Annotated in this window: 17 protein-coding genes; 6 read left to right on the top strand and 11 right to left on the bottom strand. The window is 65.4% G+C overall.

What is annotated here, in order from left to right; translation table 11 throughout:
- Positions 1-9 precede the first annotated feature (9 nt).
- The 4 genes from BLW00_RS04420 to BLW00_RS04435 all read right to left on the bottom strand — a co-directional run bounded on the left by BLW00_RS04420 (position 10) and on the right by BLW00_RS04435 (position 4,362).
- Entirely contained in the window at positions 10-1,428 is a 1,419-nt protein-coding gene (locus BLW00_RS04420) for a bifunctional folylpolyglutamate synthase/dihydrofolate synthase (protein WP_092549716.1), read from the bottom strand.
- Positions 1,370-2,536 (bottom strand): NAD-dependent formate dehydrogenase, encoded by a 1,167-nt coding sequence (locus BLW00_RS04425; RefSeq protein ID WP_092549719.1) that lies wholly within the window; start codon positions 2,534-2,536, stop codon positions 1,370-1,372. The genes BLW00_RS04420 and BLW00_RS04425 overlap by 59 nt, the downstream gene beginning before the upstream one ends.
- A gap of 69 nt (positions 2,537-2,605) precedes the next feature.
- Positions 2,606-3,133, bottom strand: coding sequence for a flavin reductase family protein (locus BLW00_RS04430; protein ID WP_092549722.1), 528 nt, complete (start codon positions 3,131-3,133; stop codon positions 2,606-2,608).
- Positions 3,134-3,234: 101 nt separating this feature from the next.
- Positions 3,235-4,362: a zinc-binding dehydrogenase gene (locus BLW00_RS04435; protein WP_175494127.1), complete on the bottom strand. Its 1,128-nt coding sequence runs from the start codon at positions 4,360-4,362 to the stop codon at positions 3,235-3,237.
- 185 nt (positions 4,363-4,547) lie between these two features.
- On the opposite strand from BLW00_RS04435, the gene BLW00_RS04440 reads away from it, so the two are divergent.
- From BLW00_RS04440 to BLW00_RS04460, 5 genes are read left to right on the top strand one after another with little or no spacing between them, the layout of a single operon-like run.
- Positions 4,548-5,771: an acyl-CoA dehydrogenase family protein gene (locus BLW00_RS04440; protein WP_092549728.1), complete on the top strand. Its 1,224-nt coding sequence runs from the start codon at positions 4,548-4,550 to the stop codon at positions 5,769-5,771.
- Positions 5,768-6,679, top strand: a complete 912-nt coding sequence (gene purU / locus BLW00_RS04445; RefSeq protein WP_092549731.1) for a formyltetrahydrofolate deformylase — start codon at positions 5,768-5,770, stop codon at positions 6,677-6,679. The genes BLW00_RS04440 and purU overlap by 4 nt, the downstream gene beginning before the upstream one ends.
- Positions 6,676-7,536, top strand: coding sequence for a bifunctional methylenetetrahydrofolate dehydrogenase/methenyltetrahydrofolate cyclohydrolase FolD (gene folD, locus BLW00_RS04450; RefSeq protein WP_092549734.1), 861 nt, complete (start codon positions 6,676-6,678; stop codon positions 7,534-7,536). The genes purU and folD overlap by 4 nt, the downstream gene beginning before the upstream one ends.
- A 29-nt stretch (positions 7,537-7,565) precedes the next feature.
- Positions 7,566-9,860 carry a LuxR C-terminal-related transcriptional regulator gene (locus BLW00_RS04455; protein ID WP_139256621.1) on the top strand — a complete coding sequence of 765 codons (2,295 nt, stop codon included), beginning with the start codon at positions 7,566-7,568 and terminating at the stop codon, positions 9,858-9,860.
- A gap of 14 nt (positions 9,861-9,874) precedes the next feature.
- Positions 9,875-11,053, top strand: coding sequence for an anthranilate synthase component I family protein (locus tag BLW00_RS04460; protein WP_092549740.1), 1,179 nt, complete (start codon positions 9,875-9,877; stop codon positions 11,051-11,053).
- 59 nt (positions 11,054-11,112) lie between these two features.
- Here BLW00_RS04460 and BLW00_RS04465 read toward each other — a convergent pair whose 3' ends face one another.
- Positions 11,113-12,477 carry an aminomethyltransferase family protein gene (locus BLW00_RS04465; protein ID WP_092549742.1) on the bottom strand — a complete coding sequence of 455 codons (1,365 nt, stop codon included), beginning with the start codon at positions 12,475-12,477 and terminating at the stop codon, positions 11,113-11,115.
- Positions 12,478-12,734: 257 nt separating this feature from the next.
- On the opposite strand from BLW00_RS04465, the gene BLW00_RS04470 reads away from it, so the two are divergent.
- Positions 12,735-13,490: an SDR family NAD(P)-dependent oxidoreductase gene (locus tag BLW00_RS04470; RefSeq protein ID WP_175494128.1), complete on the top strand. Its 756-nt coding sequence runs from the start codon at positions 12,735-12,737 to the stop codon at positions 13,488-13,490.
- A gap of 1,497 nt (positions 13,491-14,987) precedes the next feature.
- Here BLW00_RS04470 and BLW00_RS04485 read toward each other — a convergent pair.
- Genes BLW00_RS04485 through manD form a run of 6 tightly spaced genes read right to left on the bottom strand, consistent with a single transcriptional unit; the run spans position 14,988 to position 23,226 of the window.
- Positions 14,988-16,601: a GH35 family beta-galactosidase gene (locus BLW00_RS04485; RefSeq protein WP_139256622.1), complete on the bottom strand. Its 1,614-nt coding sequence runs from the start codon at positions 16,599-16,601 to the stop codon at positions 14,988-14,990.
- Positions 16,598-17,173, bottom strand: a complete 576-nt coding sequence (locus tag BLW00_RS04490) for a gluconokinase (RefSeq protein ID WP_092549755.1) — start codon at positions 17,171-17,173, stop codon at positions 16,598-16,600. The genes BLW00_RS04485 and BLW00_RS04490 overlap by 4 nt, the downstream gene beginning before the upstream one ends.
- Complete coding sequence (locus BLW00_RS04495) at positions 17,158-18,174, bottom strand: SDR family NAD(P)-dependent oxidoreductase (protein ID WP_092549758.1); 1,017 nt, start codon at positions 18,172-18,174, stop codon at positions 17,158-17,160. Before BLW00_RS04495 ends, BLW00_RS04490 begins: the two co-directional genes overlap by 16 nt.
- Positions 18,171-20,573, bottom strand: coding sequence for an alpha-L-rhamnosidase (locus BLW00_RS04500; RefSeq protein WP_092549761.1), 2,403 nt, complete (start codon positions 20,571-20,573; stop codon positions 18,171-18,173). Before BLW00_RS04500 ends, BLW00_RS04495 begins: the two co-directional genes overlap by 4 nt.
- A complete protein-coding gene (locus BLW00_RS04505; RefSeq protein WP_092549764.1) occupies positions 20,570-21,946 on the bottom strand; it encodes an MFS transporter in 1,377 nt (458 codons plus the stop codon). Before BLW00_RS04505 ends, BLW00_RS04500 begins: the two co-directional genes overlap by 4 nt.
- Before the next feature lie 41 nt (positions 21,947-21,987).
- The gene (manD, locus tag BLW00_RS04510) at positions 21,988-23,226 is read right to left on the bottom strand and encodes a D-mannonate dehydratase ManD (protein WP_092549767.1); all 1,239 of its coding nucleotides are present in this window, start codon (positions 23,224-23,226) and stop codon (positions 21,988-21,990) included.
- Between the last annotated feature and the right edge of the window lie 23 nt (positions 23,227-23,249).

Consider the following 23,249-nt stretch of genomic DNA (forward strand, 5'->3'; position numbering starts at 1 on the left):
TCTCCTGTCTCACCGGGTGTCGGACCGGAGTGACGCAGCGGCCGCGAGAGCGTCGGCGACGAGGCTGATCGATCCGAGGACCAGCACGACACCATCCACCGTTCCGGCCAGATCCTGCGCCAGGTGCACCGCATCGAGGGCGACGGGCCGAACTCTGCACGGCACGGTCGGCGCGATGGTCGCCATCAGGGCGGCGAGCTCTCCGGCGCCGACGGCGCGCGGTGAGGAGGTCGTCGTGGTGACGATGTGAGCCGCAGAGCGGGCGATCGTGTCGATGATCGACGCGGCGTCCTTGTCGGCGAGGAGCCCGAGCACCACGACGACGGGCCGACCGGGGAACAGTTCGTCGACTGCGGCCAGAGCGGCGCCCACGCCGTGCGGATTGTGCGCAGAGTCCACGATCGTCGGCAGCGGATCCCCGAGCACCTCCATCCGGCCAGGGGAACGTACTGTGGTCAGACCGTTCCTCAGGTCGTTCGTCGTCAAGCGCCGGCCGTTCCGGTCGAGGAACGCGAAGGCGGCCGCCGCGGCCAGACCGGCGTTTTGAGCCTGGAAGGCTCCGGCGAGGGGCAGGAAGACTTCATCCACCACAAGGTCTCCGACCCGCAAGCCGGCAAGCTGGCCACCGTCGGCGGGCATCCGCCATTCGACTCCGAAGTCGATGCCGTCTCGCATACGCGTTGCACCGCAGCGCTTGGATGCCCTCTCGATCGCGGCGTCCGCATCCGGATGCTGGCGTGCGGAGACGACGACCGCGCCGGACTTGACGATGCCGGCCTTGGTTCGCGCGATCGCGGCGATGGTGGGGCCGAGCATGGCCGTATGGTCGAGATCGATTGGCGCGAACACGGCGACGTCGCCGTCGACAACGTTCGTCGCGTCCCACTCGCCGCCGAGGCCGACCTCGATCACGAGCGCCTCGACACCGGCATCCTGGAACGCCACGAAGGCCGCGATGACCAGCACCTCGAAGTACGTCAGGGCTGGCTGATCCGCGCTGCGCAGTTGCTCGTCGACCTCCTGGATGGCCAGAGAAGAGCGCACCCAGGCTGCCTCGAAGGCGACGGGACAGATCATCTCGCCGTCGATCGCTATCCGCTCGCGGATGTCACTGACATGTGGGCTCGTGAACAATCCTGTGCGGATCCCCGATGCTCGGAGGATGCTCTCGATCATGCGCGAAGTCGATGTCTTACCGTTCGTGCCTGTGATGTGTATGGCGGGGGCGCACCGATGCGGGTCATCGAGTCGGGCCAGAGCGGCTCGCACCGGGTCGAGTCTGGGCTGCGGGAGCGCTTCGCCTCCGCGCTTGCGCAGCTCGTCCTCGAATCGGTGTCGACTGGTCGCGACAGCAAGAGTGTGCACGGTCTCAACCCGCCGGTGTCGATGCGTATGAGTGCGCACCGGTCCCGGCATACCCGCCGCCATCGACGATCAGGTATTCCGGCCGAATCGGACGCCCGGCGAAGTAGGCCTCCAAGATCTCGCGAGTGCCTGCCGCGTACCGCGCCTGCGAGGGAAGAGAGGTTCCCGAGGTGTGCGGGGTCATCGCGTTGTTCGGCATGGTCCGCCACGGGTGATCGGCGGGTGCCGGCTGCGGGAACCAGACGTCACCGGCGTAGCCGGCGAGCTGTCCCGACTCGAGCGCACGCACGATCGCGTCGCGATCGGTGATCGCCCCCCGTGCCGGATTGACGATGTAGGAGCCGCGCCTCATCGTGGCCAAGAGTCCGTCGTCGATCAATCCCGCGGTTTCGTCGGTGAGCGGCGCGTGAACGGTCAGCACATCGATTCCCGTGACGAGCTCGCGGATGCTGGGCACGAAGGTGAGTCCGTAGCGCTCCTCGACCTCGGGAGAGAGACGGAAACGGTCCGTGTAGGCGACGCGCACATCGAACGGGGCCAGTCGCTCGATCACCGCGCGGCCGATCCGTCCCGCGGCGAACACCCCGACGTCCATACCTTCCAGGTCGTACGAGCGCCCCACTGCGTCGGCGATGTTCCACCCACCCTCGACGACGATCCGGTGCTGGGGAACGAAGTCCCGCACGAGGTTCAGCACCATCATCACGGTGTGCTCCGCCACGCCGATGGAGTTCGAGTAGGTGACCTCTGCCACGGTGATGCCGCGTTCGATAGCGGTCGGCAGATCGACGTGGTCGGAACCGATGCCGGCGGTGATGGCCAGCCGGAGTTTCGGAGCCCGAGCGATTCTCTCGGGGGTGAGGTACGCCGGCCAGAAGGGCTGGCTGATCACGATCTCGGCGTCCGGCAGCTCGCGGTCCAGCACCGACCCCGTGCGGTCCTTATCGCTCGTGACCACCACCTCGTGACCCAGCGATTCGAGCCAGCGAACAAGGCCGAGGCCGCCCGAGACGGATCCGACCAGTTCACCGGGCACGAAGTCCAAGCCCGCCGGGGCGGGAAGGCTCTGACCGTTCGGGTACGCCTCGATCAGGGGAATGCTGTCGCGGGCGTACTCGGGCGGGTAGCCGTTCGTGGGGTCGGGGTAGAGAACGATGATGATCTTGGCCATGGTGGGCCCCTTCTGTTGAGAAGCAGCGGCGCTGAGCCGCAAGAGAGCTGGTGACGGGATGCGGCGGCGTCAGCCGGCCAGCACGGAATGCTCGCCGATGTGGTGCCAGGTGCGGTCGTGATACACCAAGGGGGATTTCGACTCATCGGTGCCATCGAGCCCCGACTCGAGCGCGAGGACCGCGACGATTGTGGATCCGCCGGCACCCATGGAGTCGACGATCTCGCCACGGATCCAGTTCGGCACCCCGTCATAGACCGGCTCACCGGTGGGCAGCCGATGCCAGCCGACCGATTCGGCGAAGCGGTCGACGTTCTTCGTCGAGGCCAGCACGGCCAGGTCGACACGACTCGCATCGAGCAGATGGACGACGACGGAACGAGAGGCCGTGATAACCGGCGTCGATGAAGAAAGTCCGGACAACGAGAAGACGAGCAGCGGAGGTTCCGCGCTCACGGAGATCACCGACGTAGCGGTGAGAGCGACCGGTCCCGATCCGTCGTCGGCCGTGATCACGGCGACGCCAGCAGGGTGGCGTCGGAACGCGTTCTTGAACTGGTCGGGCGACAGCCCGATCCGTGTATTGATGTGCTCCATCGGAAACTCCTTCGTTTGCGAAAACCGCGTGACCCGACGTTAGGCAGGGGCATCGGCGTCAGCCGAGCGTGCAATTACGCCATCGACTACGTGTCGTGAGACTAGGTGTTGGCCCCGGAGAGGGCGCCTTGCTCCTGGTTGAGCACCACCCCGGTGATGACCTCGCGGGCGACGGCGGCGGCGAACGCCTCGTCTGTCTGATCGAGAGAGAACACGCGGCTCACCATCGCCGCGGCGTCGATCCGGCCCGCCGCGATCAAGTCGGCGATCATCTGGATGTCACGGTGGATGAAACCTCCTCCGCTCTGGGACCCGCGGACGACCTTGCCGAACATCGACACGTCGAGGTTCGGCAGAACCACCTTCGTCGAGTCCAGCGGTGGAACCATGCTGGTTGCCACGACCACGCCGGAGTTGCGCGCGAGGGCGAACGCGTCGCTGACGCCGTTCGGGGCTCCGGTGGCCTCCAGCGCGACGTCGACCCCTCGACCTCCTGTCAGGTCTCGGATGACCGTGAGCGGGTCGTCCGCCCCGGGATCGACTGTGACTGTTGCGCCGAGCGCAGCCGCTGCCGCGCGTCGGGCCGCTATCGGCTCGATCGCGACGATCAGCGCGGCGCCGGCTGCTCTCGCCGCCTGGATCATCCAGAGTCCAAGGTGCCCGCACCCGATCACCGCCACGGTGTCTCCGGCGGTGACGCCGCCGACTTCGAGCACCGCTCCGACGCCCGAGATCCCCCCGCATCCGAGCAGGGCGAGTTGCTCCACCGGCAGATCACTCTGCACGACGCTGAACGCCCGCTCGGGGTAGGTGATATGCGTCGACATCGTGCCGATGCCCCCCACCGCCCGGATTTCCAAGCCGTCACCGGTGGTGCCGATCTTCGGCGCGGCGAACGTGTCTCGCCACAGCAGCTCGCACTGGGATGGCGCGCCGTGACGGCAGAAGTAGCACTGCCCGCACTCCATCGTGCCCGTCACGACGATGCGGTCGCCCACCGCCGTGGAGCGCACGTTCGGTCCGACCGCCTCGACGATGCCGGTGCCGGAATGGCCCGGGATGACCGGCCGCGGTTGCTCGAAGCCGCCGGGAGCGAGCAACATGCTGTCGGTCGAGCACACCGCCGACGCGTCCATCCTCACGAGCACGCGGTCATCGCGGGGATCATCGATCGTGACGTCTTCGACGACGAGTGGTTCGCCGGACTTCCGGGACAGTGCCGCTCTCATGGTCAACTCCTTCGTTGCTGTCCCACTCCGTGATGGGGACGTGACCATGCTGGCCGCCGGGAGCCCGTGCGGACAGGCTTCACCGGCGAGACGGGTATGAATCAGGTGACATCACGCTACGGGGGTGCGCGGCATTCGCCGACCATGAATGAAGGGCTTTGTCAACGACGACCTAAGGACATTTCATGAACTCACCGGCAACCGTGCAGGTCACTGCGCCGCGCACCCTGACCTTCGATCAGGCTCTCGAGAATGCACGTTCGCTCCACGACCGCGTGCTCACCGAGGCAGAGGAGACGGAGCGGAACGCCCGCCACTCCGAGGGGCTGCACCAGGCATTCCTCGAGGCCGGCTTCTACCACCTGCTACGCCCCAAGACCTTCGGCGGGTACGAATTCACGCTCCCGCAGTTCCTCCGCGTCATGCGCGAGATCGCGCGAGCCGACATGGCGACCGCGTGGTGCCTGACCCTCGCGTCGGGCCACAATCTGCAGGTCGCATCCTTCTGGGGTGAGAAGGCGCAGCGGCAGGTCTTCAGCGGCGAGTACTTCGCCGCTCCGATGACGAGCGCGCCGGCAGGAAAACTGACCCGCGTGGAGGGAGGCTTCATCGTCGACGGCGTTCATCGGTACGCATCAGGAGTGCCATACTCCACCCACTTCTGCGGCCACGCGTTCCACGACGACCGCGAAGGAGTCATCTCCACCTTCATCGCGCCGCGCGAGAGCTACACCATCCTGGACGACTGGGGCGGAACTCTGGGGCTGCGCGGCAGCGGCTCCAACTCGGTCGAGTTCGTGAACGCATTCATCCCGGAGGAGTTCGTGCTGGAAGGTGTCACGCAGATCACGATCGACGCCGCAACCCAGGCACACGGTCGTCTCCTGCACGGCAACCCCATGTACGGCGCTCCCGGCATGGGCTTCTTCTCTCTCGAGTTGAACTCGTTGGCACTCGGGGCCGCGCTGGCCCTATTCGACGAGTACGAGACCCAGATGATCACTCGTCGCACGGTGACCCCACCGTTCGGCCCGCGCATGGAAGACACCTTCTTTCAGTGGCGTTACGGGACGGCCCGGGCCAAGCTCGATGCCGCGGTCGGCACGATGGACCACGCCGGGGCCATGTTCGACGAAGCGCTCGCCGCGATGGACACCACGCCGTTCTCACGCGAGGTCGATCTGCGTATCGGGTTGGTGGCCGGCGAGTCCGCCCGCTTGCTCTGGGCTGCCGTCAGCGATTTCCTCTTCAAGTCAATCGGTTCGAGCGCCGTCGTCTCCGGAACCCGACCCGAGCGGATCTGGCGCGACCTCAGCCAATGGTGGAGCCACCTGAACACGCAGCTGAGCGACCCGCTCACCACCATGTACGCCGCATCGCACTTCGAGAGCGCAAAGGCCGACGCATGACCACGCTGTCGCCCACCACCGCATCCATACCGGCCAGTTCGTCGGCCCGCGCCCACGACAACACGGCGCGGCTGCTCGTACAAGGGAACGACCGGCCCGGCATCGTCTCCGAGTTGTCGACGCTCCTGACCACTCAGGGCGCGAACATCATCTCACTCGACCAGTATTCGACCGATCCGCAGCGGGGGCTGTTCTTCCAGCGCACGGAGTTCTACCTCGACGGTCTCTCGGCCGCCCTGCCCGACCTCGAAGCCGCGATCTCCCAAACCTGCGAACGCCTGGGATTGACGTGGACGCTCTCGGTTGCGTCGCGCCGGAAGAGAGTCGCGATCCTGGCGTCGAAGACCGACCACTGCCTCCTCGATCTTCTGTGGCGGCAGCGTCGCGGGCAGATCGACATGGACGTGGAGATGGTGATCGACAATCATCCTGACCTCGCCTCACAGGTCCGGGAGTTCGGTGTTCCCTATTTCCACGTACCTGTCGTCGATGGCGACAAGAAGGCAGTCGAGGCACGCCACCTCGAGCTCCTGCAGGGCAATGTCGACCTGGTCGTGCTCGCCCGGTACATGCAGATCATCTCCGACGACTTCCTGCAACAGGTCGGCGTGCCCGTGATCAATATCCACCACTCCTTTCTTCCCGCCTTCATCGGCGCAGGGCCGTACCAGAAGGCGAAGGATCGCGGCGTCAAACTGATCGGCGCCACGGCCCACTACGTCACGAAGGATCTGGATGAGGGCCCGATCATCGAGCAGGACGTCGTGAGGGTCGGTCATTCCCACACCACGAACGAACTCGTGCAGCGTGGGGCGGATGTCGAACGCGCTGTGCTGAGCCGTGCGGTGGCCTGGCACTGCGAGGACCGCGTCATGCGGCACGGCAACTCGACCGTGGTCTTCGCATGACCGCTGCGATCATCGACGGCAAGGCCGTGGCCGCGCGAACCAACGAGGAGACGGCACAAGCAGTCGCAGAGTTCACAGACCGAACGGGCACCCGACCGGGTCTGGCGACGATTCTCGTAGGAGACGACGCCGCGAGCGCGGTGTACGTAGAGAGCAAGCGGCGAACGTCGGTCAGGCTCGGCATGGCCGATTTCCACCGTCACCTCCCCAGCACGGCGAGTCGGGATGACGTCGCTCGGTTGCTCGATGAGCTCGCGTCCGACGACGCGGTCTCCGGTATCCTGCTCCAGCTGCCCCTGCCTGAGTCGCTCGATACGACGGGGCTGGTTGACCTGATTCCGCCGTCGAAAGACGTCGATGGCCTCACCACCGCCTCAGCCGGTTTGCTGGCGCGAGGCCTTCCCGGCCTTCGCCCCTGCACGCCGCTCGGCGCGGTGGAGCTGCTTGACTCCTCCGAGGTGACGCTCAGCGGCTCACGGGTGGTCGTCGTCGGTCGCTCGGAGCTGGTCGGCCGGCCGCTGGCCCAGTTGCTCCTGCAGCGGGACGCCACGGTTACCACAGCGCACTCGCGTACCCAGGACCTCCCTGCTGTCACGCGCGATGCGGATGTCCTCGTGGTGGCGGCCGGTGTTCCGGGATTGATCGGCGCGGAACACGTGAAGAAGGGCGCCGTCGTCATCGACGTCGGCATCCACCGCACCGAGACGGGTCTCGCAGGCGACGTCCGGTTCGACGAGGTCGTCGGGGTCGCCTCGGCCATTACCCCGGTGCCCGGCGGAGTCGGGCCGATGACGATAGCTATGCTCATGCGTAACACTCTTACGGCGGCGATCATGGTGTCCGAACCTCAGCAGTGACATCGACGAAACTCTCACTGGAGGTGAGCATGACCTCGGACAGTGTCGTCCGCGGAGTACAAGGTCAGGATTTCTCGGACTTCGTCGGCCGCAAGGCCGAGTTGACCAGGCTCAGGGAGATGATCGGCGCCCATCGATATGTTCTGGTCACAGGACTCAGCGGGATCGGAAAGACCCGCCTCGTCGACCGATTGCTGGAGTCGCTGTCGCGGACCTATCGTGACGGAGTGATCCGGGTGGATGCGTCGGCCATCACCGGCCGGGCCGCGCTCATGGCCACACTCGCGTCGCGGCTCCGGTCGGAGAATCCGTCTGAAGCTGCCGTGCGCACCTCGATCTCCTCGTTCTCCGGGCTTCTGGTCGTAGACGCGGCAGATGACCCGGCTCTCGAGCTTGCCGATGTACTGGAAGGTTTCGCGGATGTGTCCGAGACCGCGCGATTCATGGTCGTCTCCACCAGCCGCACCGGCATCGTCGGCGAGGCCGTCTTCGTTGTGCCTCCTCTTTCCTTGCCGGCCGAAATGGAAGACCGGTGGCTCGATGAGCACGAGATTCACGCAGCGGACGCGGTACGGATGCTCATATCACGGTTGCAGGATGAGACCCGCGAGTTCTCGACCTCGAAGGACGCCCTCATCGATCTCGTCGACCTGGCTCGAGCCGTGGACGGTGTGCCGCGACGCATCGAGGCCGTGGCCCGGGCGCTGCGGGTACTCAGCCCGGCCGAACTCCTGACAGCGCTCGAGGACTCGTCTTTCGACCTCGAACAATTCCTGCCCCGCGGCCGCGCCGGGGCCCGCACGGAACGGCTGTTCAGGCGCTCCGCGAAGGAGCTCGGGCCCGAGGAGGCGAAGTTGCTCTCCGCGCTCACCTGGTTCCGGAGCGAGTTCGACATCTCCATGGTCTCGCGTATCTTCGCCTCCGGCGGTTTCGCGTCCGTGTCTGCAATCATCGCCCGCCTGGTCGATCACTCACTAGTCGTCAGAACAGTCGGCTCGGCGGGCGAGCCGGTGTTCCGAATCCTCGAGCCATACCGAAACCTCGCCCGGTCGCTCTGCGACGACGACGAGTCGGCCGAGAACCAGGCGCTGCTCCGATCCCATCTGCTCGCGAGTCTCGAGGACGCTCAGGCCCGTTGGTTCTCCGAAGAGCAGCTACGGGTGGCGCGCCACACCCGCCGTTACTCCCTCGACATCCGAGGCGCCATCGAAGCGCTTCTGGAGACAGGCCGGTCCGAGGACGTGATCGACCTCGTGTGGCGGCTCAGATTCTTCCTCCACACGCGGATAGTCGGCTCCTGGACCGAGGTGCGCGATTGGCTCAGCCGCGCACAGGCTCAAGTGTCACTCTCCGATCTGTCGAGGGTCAGCGGACAACTTCTCCTCTCCTACTTCGACTTCCTCGACGGCGACATCGACGGTTCTGAGGCACACTTCCTCTCCAGTCGGTCAATCGCCAGCGAGCGGTCCTCAGTGCCCGGACTCGAGCGACTCGATCTTCTCGTTTCTGCTCTTGTGGACATCGGTCGCGACAGACTCACCGAAGCCACGACGAAACTCGAAGAGCTGTCCGAACGCACCTTTCCCGGACCCGAGTCGGCCTCCAACGAGCTCAACTGGTTTCTCAGCCTCGTACTCTTCGCCCAGGGCGAGCTCGAACGGGCCCGACAGGTGCTGGTGTCGAGCATGCGCCGCGAAGAGATCGCCGGCGATTCCTTCGGTTTCGACAATTCCACGTGGCTGCTCGCGTCGATCGAACTCCAGGCAGGCGACCTGGACCAGGCGTCCATGCTGCTCAACCGTGCCCTCGCATCGTTCATACAGTTCGAACATGCTCCCGGGCAGGCGATCTGCCTGCAGCTAATGGCGGCGCTGGCGCAACAACGCGGGGACCGCACGACCTACGACCAGATCACGAAGACCGGCATCCTCGGCGTCGCCGTCTACCCATCGATGCCGGAGTGGCTCCCCAACGACGCTCCCGCCAGTCAGGTCGACGTCGCGCGGAACCCCCCACGGGCGCTGGGGCGCCATCCTCTTCCCATCGCGACTCTGATGATCGTCGACGGACGCACTTCGGTGACTGCCGCCTCAGACCATCACAGCAATCGGGCCATTCTCAGCGAGCGCGAATGGGAGATCGCCGATCTCATCTCGCAGGGACTGAGCAATCAGGCCATCGCAGCACGTCTCGTGATCTCACGACGCACCGTGGAGGGCCACGTACAGCGCGTGCTCGGCAAACTCGGCTTCCGATCTCGGAGCCAGATCGCCGTGTGGGTGTCGGAGTTCAACGCTGCGGAGTCTCCCGAGGCTTTGCGATGAGCGACCCGAGATGAATGACTGAGGAAGGCCCCGCGGCCCGTTTCGCTCGCACATTCTTCGCCGATTTCGAGAACGCAGCCTGGCTCCCTTCATCGGACGGGACGAAGCACATGTTCTGCTCGGGGCAGGTCGTACGCGGAGCCGAGGCACGCGCACGGACCACGGAACTGTTCGAAAGGCCCGGCGACACAGAACCCGAAGCACCGATCTCCGCCGTGGGGTGGATCCCCTACGAATACTCAGCCGCGACTCTTGGCGGGATGCGCGTGGCCTCTGCGGGGCGCCCTCAGTTCCTCATCACGGACCACGTCGTCACGGTCAAAGAGTCCACCGGAAGTGGCAACCGCACGCCATACCTGCCCAAACAGAACGTTCGTTGGCGGGATTCCGAGGATGAGTATCTTCGGAAGATCGCCTCGTGCGTCGACCGCATCAGGGCTGGAGACGCGTACGTGCTGTGCCTGACCAGCCGCGCCTCAATGCGATCGGCGACGGGGTGGGACGCGATCGCCACATTCGCCGCACTGAGACAGAGCAGCCCGGGCACCCGGCAGGCACTCCTACGCATGGACGGGATCAGCTATCTGGTCGCGTCTCCCGAGCGGTTCCTGACCATTGCCGGTGAGCGTGTGGTGTCGAGCCCCATCAAAGGGACGCGAGCGCGGTACGACGACCCGGGGCGGGATGCTGAAGCAGCACACGAGCTGCAGCTCGATGAAAAGGAGCGTGCCGAGAATCTGATGATCGTGGATCTGGTGCGGAACGACCTGAGCCGCGTCTGCGTTCCTGGTTCCGTTCTCGTAGAAGAGCTCTTCGCGGTCAAATCGTATCTCTCGGTGCATCAGCTCGAGAGCACCGTCAGCGGCACACTCGCTCCGGGTTCACGACTCTGGTCGGTGATCGACTCGCTTTTTCCCGCCGGATCGATGACAGGAGCTCCGAAACGCTCCGCCACCAATATCCTGCGTTCCCTCGAAGGCGAACCGCGAGGCCTCTACGCAGGAGCGTTCGGGACAATCGGTGCCGGGCGGATGGACCTGTCCATGAGCATCCGAGGAATCACCCTTGACGGGCAGCTCGCCCACATTGGAACCGGAGGCGGCATCACCGCCCTCTCCGACCCCGGCGCCGAGTACCAGGAGATGCGTCTCAAGGCGGAGTCCGCGCTCTCCGCGCTGCGGGCGGCGGACTGAGAACAAAGGGATGCGGTCGGTCCTCACGTGGCTAGCCGCATCCCTCTTTGTCGTGCAGATCAGCTCAGCGCCGCCGCCACATCCGCGTGCCGTCGAGGAATGGTCTCGACATCGATCTTGCTGTTGTTCGGAAGGTCGTAGAACGGGTAGCGGTCCACCGTTACCCGCACCTCCTTCTGTGGTCCTCCTGGTCGACCCCACAGCACCGTGAGTTCGGTGCCCTGCGCGGAATGGGCCTTGTCGATCAGGCCGATCGAGATCATCCGGCGGTAGTAGACACTGTGGGTGCGCAGCACCGAGGTGCCGATTCGCTCACCATCCGCGAGCACCCAGTCGGCGTGATAGGCCCAACCCGCGTTATCGTTCGGGTTGAAGTAGATGTCGACAGGGCGAGCGTCGATCGGGTCGATCGGCTCGACGTCACGTCCGCTGAACTGGGAGGCGTAGATCGCCGCGACATCCTCTTCGTTCCAGACCAGCGTGACTGTCGCCCGGGCGTCGGCAGCGGCCTCACGCTCCAGCGCGGCTTTGCCGATGAAGTCGTGATTGAAGTCGACCATTTTGCCCCAGCCGACCTGGAAGGGCGTCACGAAGCGGGGCTCGAGTTCGTCACCGACGCTCCCGACCAGGGCACGGTACTTGTTGTAGAAGTTGAACTGGGGCCGCGTGTCGTAGAACGCGCCCAGGTCGGGGTCTTCGTACCACGGGAGCGGGTAGTGGAGGTTGATGTTCGGGAAGCCCGCCTCGGTGTGCTGCATGAGGTAACTGACGCGGCCCTGCTTGACGAGTCCGAACTCCTGACCGGCCTCCCAGATCGCGTTGTAGACCTTTTCGGTGTCTGCCATGGCTCCGTGGAGTTCGTATCCCAGAGTTCCGGCCATGCCGAGTCGCAAGATGCGCACGGGCACTCCCGCGATCGATGTCATGCGGTGGCGGCCGAACCGAATGTCGTGCAGGTCTTCGCCGCTCGCCGCCTCGAGGATCTCCAGGGAGCGCAGGCCGGCGACCTGGAAGAAGAACTCGTTGGTGGACTGATCGGTTCCGTGGACATCGAGGTCGGAGTTGACCACGTAATACTCGAGCACCGGAGCGAGCCAGTAGGTGCGATAGGTGTCCTCGTCGATGTGCGCGATCACGCCGTCGGCGAGGATCTGGCCTTTGTCGTTGCAGAGAACTGCGTGCCGGATCTGGCCGACTTCGAAGTTGTTGAAGGAGTTGATCGCCACCGACCGGAGTAACTTGAGGGCATCCGGCCCCGATACGTCGTACACCGGGGAGACCCCGTGCAACGCCGTTCCGATATGGGCCGTCTCCTTGGCGGAAAGGATTTCCCGCCGCCACCCCGTGTACTCCAGCGGCGCAAGTACCGGCCCGAGATGGGCGAAGGTGAATGCTCCTTCTGCGATCGTGTCATCTGTGGTCATCGTCTCCACTTTCTGTCTTCGTTGACAAAGCCCTATCTGGATATGGTCACCCGATCATGGATTGAGTCCTAGCGTGATGTCACCTGATGCATACGCGTTCCCTACCTCGCGCTCATGCCGGCACTTACCTGTCGCGTCGAGTACGCGGCTGCTTTCTTCGGGTAATTCCACGGAGCAACAAGTGCGCCGCCGCCCTCTAGCGTGAGAGCGTCGTGCCGCCGTCTCATGGTGCGCGAGGAGTCAAGGAGGATTCACACGTGGTCGCATCACAGTTCGAGGGAAGAGTTGCGCTGGTCAGCGGCGGAGCCCGCGGAATCGGGGAAGCGCACGTTCGCGCTCTGATCGGCGCCGGAGCCCGCGTGGTCATCGGAGACGTCGCAGCCGAACCCGGGGAACGGCTCGCTCGGGAGTTTGGAGCAGATCGGGCGCGATTCACCCGCCTGGATGTGCAGGACGCGGAGTCCTGGGAATCCGCGGTCGCCGTCGCGGAGGAGTTCGGACAACCTGTCTCGGTTCTCGTGAACAACGCGGGCATCGCTCGCCCGCACCTGATTGAAAACCATCCGCTCGACGATTGGGACCTCACTCTGGCCGTGAATCTGACCGGCTCGTTCCTCGGTATCCGCAGTGTCATCGAGCCGATGAAGCGATACGGCGGCGGAGCCATCGTGAACACCTCCTCCATGACGACCCACCAGCACCCCGTCGCCATGGCCTCCTACACGGCGTCGAAATCGGGCGTGACGTCGCTCACCCGTGTCGCATCGATGGAACTCGCTCCGTACGGCATTCGTGTCAATGCGCTTCACCCGGGCATGATCGCTACGGACATGACCGCGGACGCGGATGAGGCGGAAACGATCGCACGGGTACCGCTCCGACGCTTCGGCACTCCTGAGGACGTCGCGGGAACCATGCTGTTCATCGTCAGAGACGCCCACTACGCGACCGGAAGCGACTTCTTCATCGATGGCGGCATCATCGCGGGCCGAGTGCCGGGTAGCGGCGACTAACCGGTTAGGTTGCTGGCCTCGCCGACGCGGCCGCCTTATCGATGAAGTTCCTGTTCTCGTCGTTCGTCGGACGCCAATGAATGAATCTTGACCTGACGAGACCAACTGCAGCCTGGAGTGTTTTCGTCACTCGCGCAGGGGGCTGGATGCGAATGATCTGATCGTAGAAGCCGTGGTCGACCATGTGGTGGCGCGAGCTCGCGCCCGTCTCGGACGCGTACTGCGCGCCGAATAGATGCGCCGGCACCGCGAAAGGGCGGAACGCGTCGATTTGGGACTGGAACTCCAGCGACTCCGTTTTCGATGCCGTCGACCTCGATCCTTGGCGAGTGAGATCGAACGGCATCCCATAACTGATCTGCGGTCGCGGTGGCGAGCGACCGTCTCGGTAGACAAAAGACTTACGAGACATTACGTGCTGGCTGTACCGGCCGCTCCCATCCACTGGATTCCCAGTCATCCTCGATGTCTCACGAAGTCATCTCGTCGAGCAGCGTGTCTCGATATTGGCTGTTGGGATTAGTGAGACATCGTTGCGGGATGAGGCTTCTTGGCTATAACCGCGTCAGTACCGCCGGCCAAGACGCTCAGCTCCAGGTCGATCCACCCCTCTCTACAGAGTGCAGAAGCGGGACATCTTCGCCGACATCACCGTGCGATCTATTTCTGACGGGATCGATCCGGCGACGTTTACGGGTCGGCTGCTGCTAATTGCCCGCGACCCTCGCCGAGTACGAGCGTGAACTCATCGTCGAACGCGACGACGCCCGCATTCAGACAGTCGACCGCGGCGCCGGATCGGCGGCCGTTGCCGCACAAAGTGTGGGCAAATTGTGGGCAAGCACAGCATAAAAGATGTTTTGACCAGGGCTTTCAGTGCGGAGACGGTGGGATTTGAACTCTATATGCATGCTTGGAATGACGCCGGAGGGAGCACTGATCCCCGGAAATTCGAGCTTCTTCGTTCATGTCGATAACCATCGAATCAGGACGACAGAACCCAAGTACATGGGCAACACTTACCCGGTCGTACGCAGCCCGCGGGGACCATTCGGTCGGCCACTGCCGACGTATCTGGTGCCGGAAGCCGGCCATGCGTGCTCGATGAGTTGGGTTCCTTGGTCATCGAAGACCAGCAGGGTCGCGTCGGTTTCGACGAGGAACGCGAGGCTGCCCGAGAGTGCACGGCTGACATAGAACAGAGTCCCTCGCAGGAACACGGTCCCGGTGTCGCGGATACGCGTCACCCGAACACCATCCGGCAGCGCTGCGGCCGGTCTCGGCTTCAGGCGAGTCGGTTCAGCCTTCGGAGTCCCAACCATACGTTCAGCGGCGTCGACCGCCCAGGCAACCCTTGATGCGGGCGCTCGTTGTCATAAAGGGGTTCCCAGGTCTCGTCGCCGGCCAAGATCCACACATCAGTCTGGTCCCTATTGCGGCCCATGACCGGTTCCGGTGCCTTCACATGACGCATTACTGCCCCGCCTGGCCCGGTCCTCAGCGGCGGAGCAGCTCGATGCGTACCGTGCGCAGGGCAGTGTTCGGGAACATGAAGTAGCGTTCATCGCCATTCAACGTGCGCCGGGCAACCCACTCGCCCGCGCGGTGCTCGAGCTCGGTGACGGTGTCGAGCTCGACGACACCGTCGGTGCGAGTGAAGCCGATGGACGCGCCCTGCGCGACGACGAGGAACTCGTCTCCTGTGGAGTGGATGATCAGCCCGTAGCCGATCAGCTGGGCCGCTTGCTCACCGGTGCCCGTTCCGAACATGCCGCGGGTGTCCAGGGGGCCCGAGATCGTCACGGTGAAGCCGCCGAGTTCGATCTGTGCCTGCTCACCGGTGGCGAGCTTGAATCCGTGGATGCTGCCGGTGGCCTGGGCGGCGGTGATCTCCGGGCTCAGGGCGCCGATCACCGAGAACGCATCGAAGAGGTCCTCGCGGTCGAGTACGTCTTCGATGCCGAACGGGTGGAATCCGAACGCACCGTATGCGCCTATGGCGACGAAGGCGAGGCCAGGATCGGGGCGTGCTTCCGGCACGAAGAGGGCGTTGCCGGCGACGGCGTAGGACGCGAGGGTTCCGGCGAAGTCCTCGATGTAGATGTCGGGCGCGAGGAAGTCGAGCGTGGGGGCGCCGATCTGCCAGATGTCGATCATGCGCGATACCGGGCCTCCGCTGGGATAGCGGCCGGGGATGTCTGCATTCGGCTGCGGTCCGAGCCACGCATTGGTGTACACCGGCAGCGGATGTTCGGCGACACCGGCTCGAGCGACACGGTCGACGAACCTGCTGAAGCCCCAGCTCATGAACACCTCCTCGGCCTCGCGGTCGGAGCCGAACACCTCGTTCCAGGTTCCCGAGGTGCGGGAGCCGTTCCGTCTCCACAACCCCTGTATCCACGGCTGCAGGTCGTCGCCGCGGGACGCGAGACCTTGCACGAGCTGAGCGGGCACCGGCGCCGCCCAGACCGCGTCGGCAAGCGAGCTGCGATCCCGGCTGTCCCCCAACAGACCGACCTCGTTCTGCACCTGCACCGCTATCACCGTATGGTCCGGATCGATCTCGCGCAGGTGCCGCATCAAGACGCTGAAGGCTCGGGAATCGGCCTCCACGAGCTCATCGCCGAACACACTGAGGACGGGGCCGTCGAGGCTGAATCGCCCGGCGAGGAGCCGTTCGGGATCCCGCTCGGCCCGAGGGAAGCGTTTCTCGTCCCGACGCACCCAACTCGGCGCATACGACGACTCGGCGTTCTTGTAGGAGCCGAACCAGATCAGCACCAGCTTGATGCCGTGCACGCGCGCCTGCTGCACTTGGTCGTCGACCGCGGTGAAGTCGAAGACGCCTTCTTCGGGCTCGAGCAGTTGCCAGCTCGCGGCGCCGATCAGGGATCGCACACCCAACTCCCCGACACGCTTCCAGATGTCCGCCATGTACACGGGGCTCGAAGGGCTCGAGTTGTGGAGTTCGCCACCGAGGGAGAGGAACGGTGAGCCGTCCACGACGAGGTGCGAGCCGTGGGCGGTACGCACGATCCGAGGAAGGGTCGACGAGTCGCCCGTGTCCGTCGCAGCGTCCTGGCCGGCGGAGGTGGTGTCGGTACTGGTCATTCGCGTTCCTTCTTCAGTGGCTGCTGTGTGGCTGGGGCTTCCCCGTCATCGTCTGCGTGTGCGAGATGGCTCACGATGTGCTCCACGAGCGACTCTGGCCTCGAAGCCACGTCGAGCGTGAGGCCCCCCTCGTCGGGCGTCAGAGGCTCGAGCAGGGCGTACTGGCTCGCGAGGAGCGATGCGGGCATGAAGTGGTCGGCGCGTGTGGCGAGCCGGGCGCCCACGAGCTCAGGCTGGGCGGTGAGCTGCACGAACACGGCGTCCGGAACCCAGTGGCGCAGCTGCGACCGGTAAATCCTGCGCAGAGCAGAGCAGGCCACCACGGCCGTCGATTCTCGGGCCGCTCGGCCGACCGCGTCAAGCCAGGGGCGGCGGTCGTCATCGGTCAAAGGAGTCCCGGCGCTCATCTTTGTCACGTTGCTGCGCGGATGCAGGTCGTCGGCGTCGATGAACGGTTGCCCGAGCCGGGATGCGAGAAGAGTTCCGACCGTCGATTTGCCCGAGCCGGCCACCCCCGACACGACGATCACGCGCTGCCGCAGGCGCGCGTCGCCGGCTACTGAACCGACCATCCGCCGTCGGATGCCAGCACCGCTCCGTTGATGTTGACCGCGTCGTCGCTGAGGAGGAAGGTGATCGATGCGGCCAATTGATCAGCTGTCGCGATGGTGGGAATCATGTCCTGAAACGGCTTGAGGCGGCCGAGTCCGGCGGCTGAGATGGTCGGGGGCATCGGGATACCGGTCGCAACGCCTCCTGGCGCGACGGCATTCACCCGGATGCCCTGCGGCCCGTACATGAACGCGGCACTCTTGGTCAGCCCGATCACGCCGTGCTTCGACACCGTGTACGCCGTTCCCGAGGAGTTGCCACGAAGCGCGGCCTCGGATGCGACGTTCACGATCGACCCCCGACCGGCTTCGAGCATCACGGGCAGTGCGGCACGGGTCAGCTTGAAGGCGCCGGTGAGGTTCACGGCGATGACGCGGTCCCACACGGCGTCAGACGTCTCGTGCGCCGGCGAGAAGTCGTCGTTGATGCCGGCGACATTGGCCAGCGCGTCGATCCGACCGTCGGCCGCCTCGATGATCGTGTCGACGCCCCGCTGCGACGTGATGTCGGCGGCGACAGGGACGACGAGCTGGTCGGGAAGCGACGCGACGAGCTCGGCGAGCCGCTCCTCGGAGATGTCGACGGCGATCACCCGGCCACCTTCGCGGGCGACCCGGGATGCGGTGGCGCGACCGATGCCCGACGCCGCGCCGGTCACCACCACAGTGCGACCGGCGAAACGGCCCGCGGTGACGACTTCACGCCACTGACCCTCGTCAGCTACGTCATCAGGGATCTCGCCGCCGTTCGCGGCCCGAACCAGCCCGTCGACGACATCCTGGCCGAGCTGCCCTTGACTGAGCACGACGAGCTGCTGCAACGGCAATCCGGCGACGGGGGCGAGGGTGGTCTCGTCGATGCCGGCCTGGCCGAGCATCCCGCGCACGAGCGGGCCGCCCACGGGGTGATCGAGCCAGGCGGCGATGGTGCTCGACGCGGTGATGGGGGTGTTCTCTGTCATGGTCTCTGCTCTCTAGCGCTGGCGGGAAGGGCGGTCATGAGGCAATCCAGGCGCACCGTGCCGGCCGTGTGCTCGCTCCGGCTCCCGTCGGGGAGCAGAACGTCGGCCGTCGAACCCGGTGGAACGGTCAGATCGAGAGTGAACACGCCGCTCTTCAGCGCCCAGTCGACGACGATCTCCCCGCCGGGTGCCCGATAGGTGAAGCCGGCCGACTCGAGCCCGCCACCGAGAACCGGTCGGACGTCGAATCGCTCCCACCCGACCGATCCGGCCGCCTGTCTGAGCCCGACGACGTGCTGATGCAGGAAACGGATCACCGCGCCCTTGCTGTAGTGGTTGAGGGATTCGTGGGCGTCGCCGTTCTCGTCGATGCCGTCCCAGTCCTCCCAGACCGTGGTGGCCCTGCGGTCGAGCATGCCCAGCCATGACGGGGTGCCGTGACGCTGCAGCAGTCGGTACGCCGTCTCCGCGTGGCCGTTGTCGGCGAGCGCGTCGAGGAGAAGACCGCTGGAGAGGAACCCCGTGCCCAGACGGTCGTCGTTCTCGTGCACCAGGTGCGCGAGCCGATCAGCCGAGAAAGACCTCAGCGGCTCGGGCACGAGTCCGAAGGTCAGTGCGCGCACGTAGGCACCCTGACTGTCCTCTGCAGTGCGTCCATCCTCTCGGAGGAACTCCTTCTGCCACGCCGTCTTGATCTTCATGGCGAGTTCGGCGTAATGGTGGGCTGCGTCGTCGTCACCCAGTGCGGCCGCGGCGCGGCTGACAGTGAGCGTCGACAGGTACAGATAGCCGGTGCCGACTTCACCACGGTCGGCCGACATGGCGGCGACGGGGTTCTCTGCCACGGGGTCGACGAGCGAGCCGTCGGCGCGCCGCTTCTTCGGCTCGAGCCACTCCCCGAAATGGAACGGACCGTCCCAGATGAACTCCTCATGGGGTTCGGGCTCTTCGGAGCGTGCGATGCGGTCGGGGTGCCGGAGAGTGCGGGCGAGACCGAGCGCATATTCCACCCACCCACGCATCGATGCCCAGCTCTCGGAGAGCACGTCCGGGTCGCCGTAGGCGCTGTAGACGGCCCACGGCACGAGCACGGTGGCGTCACCCCAACCCGCCGACCCGCCGAGGATGCGGATCGGGTTGTCGGGGTGGTGTCGGATGCGCAGGGAGTCCGGTGAGAACGCGGCGGGCAGGCCGCTCGGGTCCTGGTCGTCTCGCACGGACTGAAGCCACTTACGGGAGAAGGCGTCGACGTCGTAGAGCATCGCAGCCACGGGCGCGAAGACTTGATAATCACCGGTCCAGCCGGAACGCTCTCGCGTCGGGCAATCCGTGGGCACGTCGACGATGTTGCTCCGGAAGCTCCACAGTGCTGCTTCGTGCAGCTTCTCGAGTTCCGGCGCGGAACAACGGAACCACCCCCGGCGCTCCAGATCGGAGTGCACGACGATCACAGTCAGGTCATCGATCGAGAGGGCTCGGTTCGGATGCGTGATCCGCACGTACTGAAAGCCGTGGACCGTGTGGCGGGGCTCGAACGGCGTGCCTCGGCCGTCGGAGATGACGCGATCGATCTGGTGGAAGGTCAGGCGAGGACCCTGTCGAGGAATGAGGTCGAGGTGGCTCGTACTGAGGTCGCCGTTCGCGTCGAGGTGTTCACCGAACTCCAATACCGTCTCGGCGCCCAGGGGGCCGAGCTCCGTCAACCGGAGCCAGCCGGAGAGGTTCTGGCCCGTGTCGAGAATCGAGACACCGGGTCGCAGAGGCCGCAGCGCGGCCGGACGACGCTCTTCCACCCGCCGCACCGGGGGTGAAGGCGAGAAAGTGGGGGCCGGAGGCGAGACCTGCCCGACGCGCACGGCTGCGGCCTGGGGAACATCGTCCACGAGATCGACGCGCAGGTCGGTGGTCTGACCGGTCATCAGATCGGCGCGCACGATCGAGCTCGGCCGGCTGGTCCAGCTGCCGTCGCTCGCGATCGTGAGGGCAAGTCCTCCAGACAGCACCACGTCGAGTTGAACGAGGGCTGCGGTCGTGCCGCCCCAGACGTCGCGACGCTGCACGCCGCTGTTCCGACCGCGGTACCAGCCGTCGGAGAGCACGATCTCGAGGGTGTTCGCCCCCTCGACGAGGAAGGCACCCACGTCGTAGCGCTGAGCGTAGATCGTCTCGTCGTAACTCGTCGACCCGGGAGCGAGTTCGATGTCTCCGACGCGTCGTCCGTTCACGAAGGCTTCATAGACTCCGAGGGCGGTGGCGGTCAGGCGCGCGCTCGACGGCACCTCGGGGAGTTCGAAGTGTCGACTCAGAACGAAGGCTCCACGCTCAGAGGCGGACGCGTGATCGGCGGTCTCTGCCGGCGAGATCCATTCCGCCGTCCATTCGAGGGGCGAGCTGGTCATCGAACACCTTTCACCTTCGACACCACGACCAAGCCGCCGATGAGTGCCAGCACAGCACCGGCCAGGTAGAGGGCCGTGTAGTTCTTGTCGGCGCCCACGGCTCCGATGGTGATGATGAACGGAGCGATCAGGGGCGCTATGCCGCTCGGAATCTTCTGCGCGAATGCCACAACGGCGAGGTAGCGGCCGGTTTGCGCGCGATCGGGGATCACGGCGAACACGATCGCCTGATCGACGGCGCTGAAAGCCGCGATGGCCAGCTGCATGATCAGGGAGCCGATCAGCAAGGTGACGAAAGAGTATGCGAAGGCTTCGGTCACCGCGCCCAGCACGAAAAGGACCGCGCCTATCAAGGCGAAGAGCTTCCGTCGACGCAGTTTGTCCGACAGGAACCCGGCGCCGAGTGCGCCGGCTGTGGCGGCGACGATGCCGATCAGGCCGATGATCGAGACGGTTCCCGCGACCTCCTTCACCGGAAGGTCGAGACGTTGCGCGTAGAAGAACGCGCCGAATGACGTGTTGAAGTACAGGCCCATGAAGAACAGGAATCGGCCGAGCCAGTTCCAACCGAAATCAGGATGCTTACGCGGATTGAAGACGTAGCTCGACAGCACCGTCTTCACCGAGACAGCGGATGCGCGTGCAATGGTCGCTGAGCTACCCTCCTTCTTCAGCACGGTGAAGAGCAGCACACAGATCAGTCCGACGATTCCCGGGACGATGAAGACGAGAAGGGTGCTCGAAGAGACTGCATAGGCGATTCCGATGCCGATCACCGGCGCCACCTGCGCCAGCAGCCCGGTGAGAGCCGAGATGCGTCCGCGCTGTTCCTCGGGGACGGTTTCGGCTTGGCGGTTCTGAATCGCCTGACCGGCAGTGGCCCACCCCATCAGACCCACGATCCAGCCCACCCCGATCACCAGGACAGACGGCGCCGACGCGATCACCAACAGTCCGATGATTCCGAGCAGTGCGCCTCCGAGCATGAACGGGCTTCGCCGCCCGAACCTCGACTGCAGTCGGTCGCTCCAGACACCGATCAGCGGGCTCGCGATGAGGTAGACGATCTGAGCGATGCCCGTGACATAGCCCAGCACCTCCTCGTGGCCCGGGGCGAGATCGGAGATGCGCACGGCCAGCGAGAACGACAGCGGCACGATGAACGCCATGGAGACGCCGAAGTTGGCGATCGACGAGAGCGCGAGCCATCCCGAACTCACGCGGCGGAGGGGTGTTGTCCCGGCTTCGGCCGGGCTGGGGTCGTCTATCTGGCTGCCCGCGGCGGAACCGGCCGTGACGGGTTGCGCAGTTGCGGCGTCGATCTCGGCGAGCTCTAGTTCGTCGGTGGTCGGTTCGTGCCGGTCTCTGGGCATCGAGACTCCTTTGTCGATGAAGCGGTGTTCGGGTGGGTCGGCTACCAGTCGTGGACGGTGCCGTCAGCGAGCCGGTTGTAAGGCAGGTACGCCTGCACGTAGGGATACTTGCCGGCCTCGTCGACGTTCAACTCGACGCCGATGCCGGGCTGGTCGCCGGGGTGGAGCATCCCGTCGTTCCAGGTGAATGACTGTTCGAACACCTCGTCGGTGCGGGCGCCGTGCTTCATGTACTCCTGGATGCCGAAGTTGTGGATGGCGAGCCCGAGGTGCATCGCGGCGGCCATGCCGACCGGCGAGATGTCCGTCGGGCCGTGCATACCCGACTTGATCTGGTATTGCGCGGCGTACTCGAGCACCTTCTTCAGGTGGGTGATGCCTCCGGTATGCGTGACGGCGCTACGCACATAGTCGATGAGCTGCTCGCGGATGAGGAGCTGGTAGTCCCAGATGGTGTTGAAGATCTCACCGATCGCGAGCGGAGTGACGGAGTGCTGCCGCACCAGCCGGAGGGCCTCCTGGTTCTCGGCCGGGGTGCAGTCCTCGAGCCAGAACAGGTCGTAGGGTTCGAGCGACTTCGCCAGTTTCGCGGCCTGGATCGGCGTCATCCGGTGGTGTGCGTCGTGCAGTAGCGGCAGCTCGGGGCCGAACTCGTTCCGCACCGCCTCGAACACCGTGGGGATGTGGCGGAGGTACGAGTGGGTGTCCCAGTCCTCCTCGTTCGGCAGCGCGCCGCGTTGGGCGGGCTCGTGGTCGTAGCGGACGCCCTTGTTGGCCTCGAAGGTGGCGTTCGAGGCGATGCCGTAGATCGACTTCAGCCCCGGCACGGCCGCCTGCACGCGGATCGCCTTGTAGCCCTGCTCCTGATGAGCACGGATGCTGTCGAAGATCTCCTCGTTCGTCCTGCCGGAGGCGTGTCCGTAGGCAAGCAGGCCGGTGCGGGAGGCGCCGCCGAGCAGCTGGTAGAGCGGCATCCCGGCCGCTTTCGCCTTGATGTCCCAGAGCGCGACATCCACCGCGGCGATCGAAGCCATGGTGACCGGGCCGCGGCGCCAGTAGGCGGAACGGTAGAGGAACTGCCAGGTGTCTTCTATGCGCGACGCGTCGCGGCCGATCAGCAGCGGCACCACGTGGTCGCGGAGATAGCTCACCACGGCGAGTTCGCGACCGTTCAAGGTGGCGTCACCCAGGCCGGTGAGGCCGTCTTCGGTGGTGATCTTCAGAGTGACGAAGTTGCGGTCGGGGCTGGTGACGATGACTTCGGCCTGGCGGATCTTCATGGATGAGAACTTTCGGTCTGGCG

The organism is Herbiconiux ginsengi, from assembly GCF_900107435.1.
Lineage (GTDB): Bacteria > Actinomycetota > Actinomycetes > Actinomycetales > Microbacteriaceae > Herbiconiux > Herbiconiux ginsengi.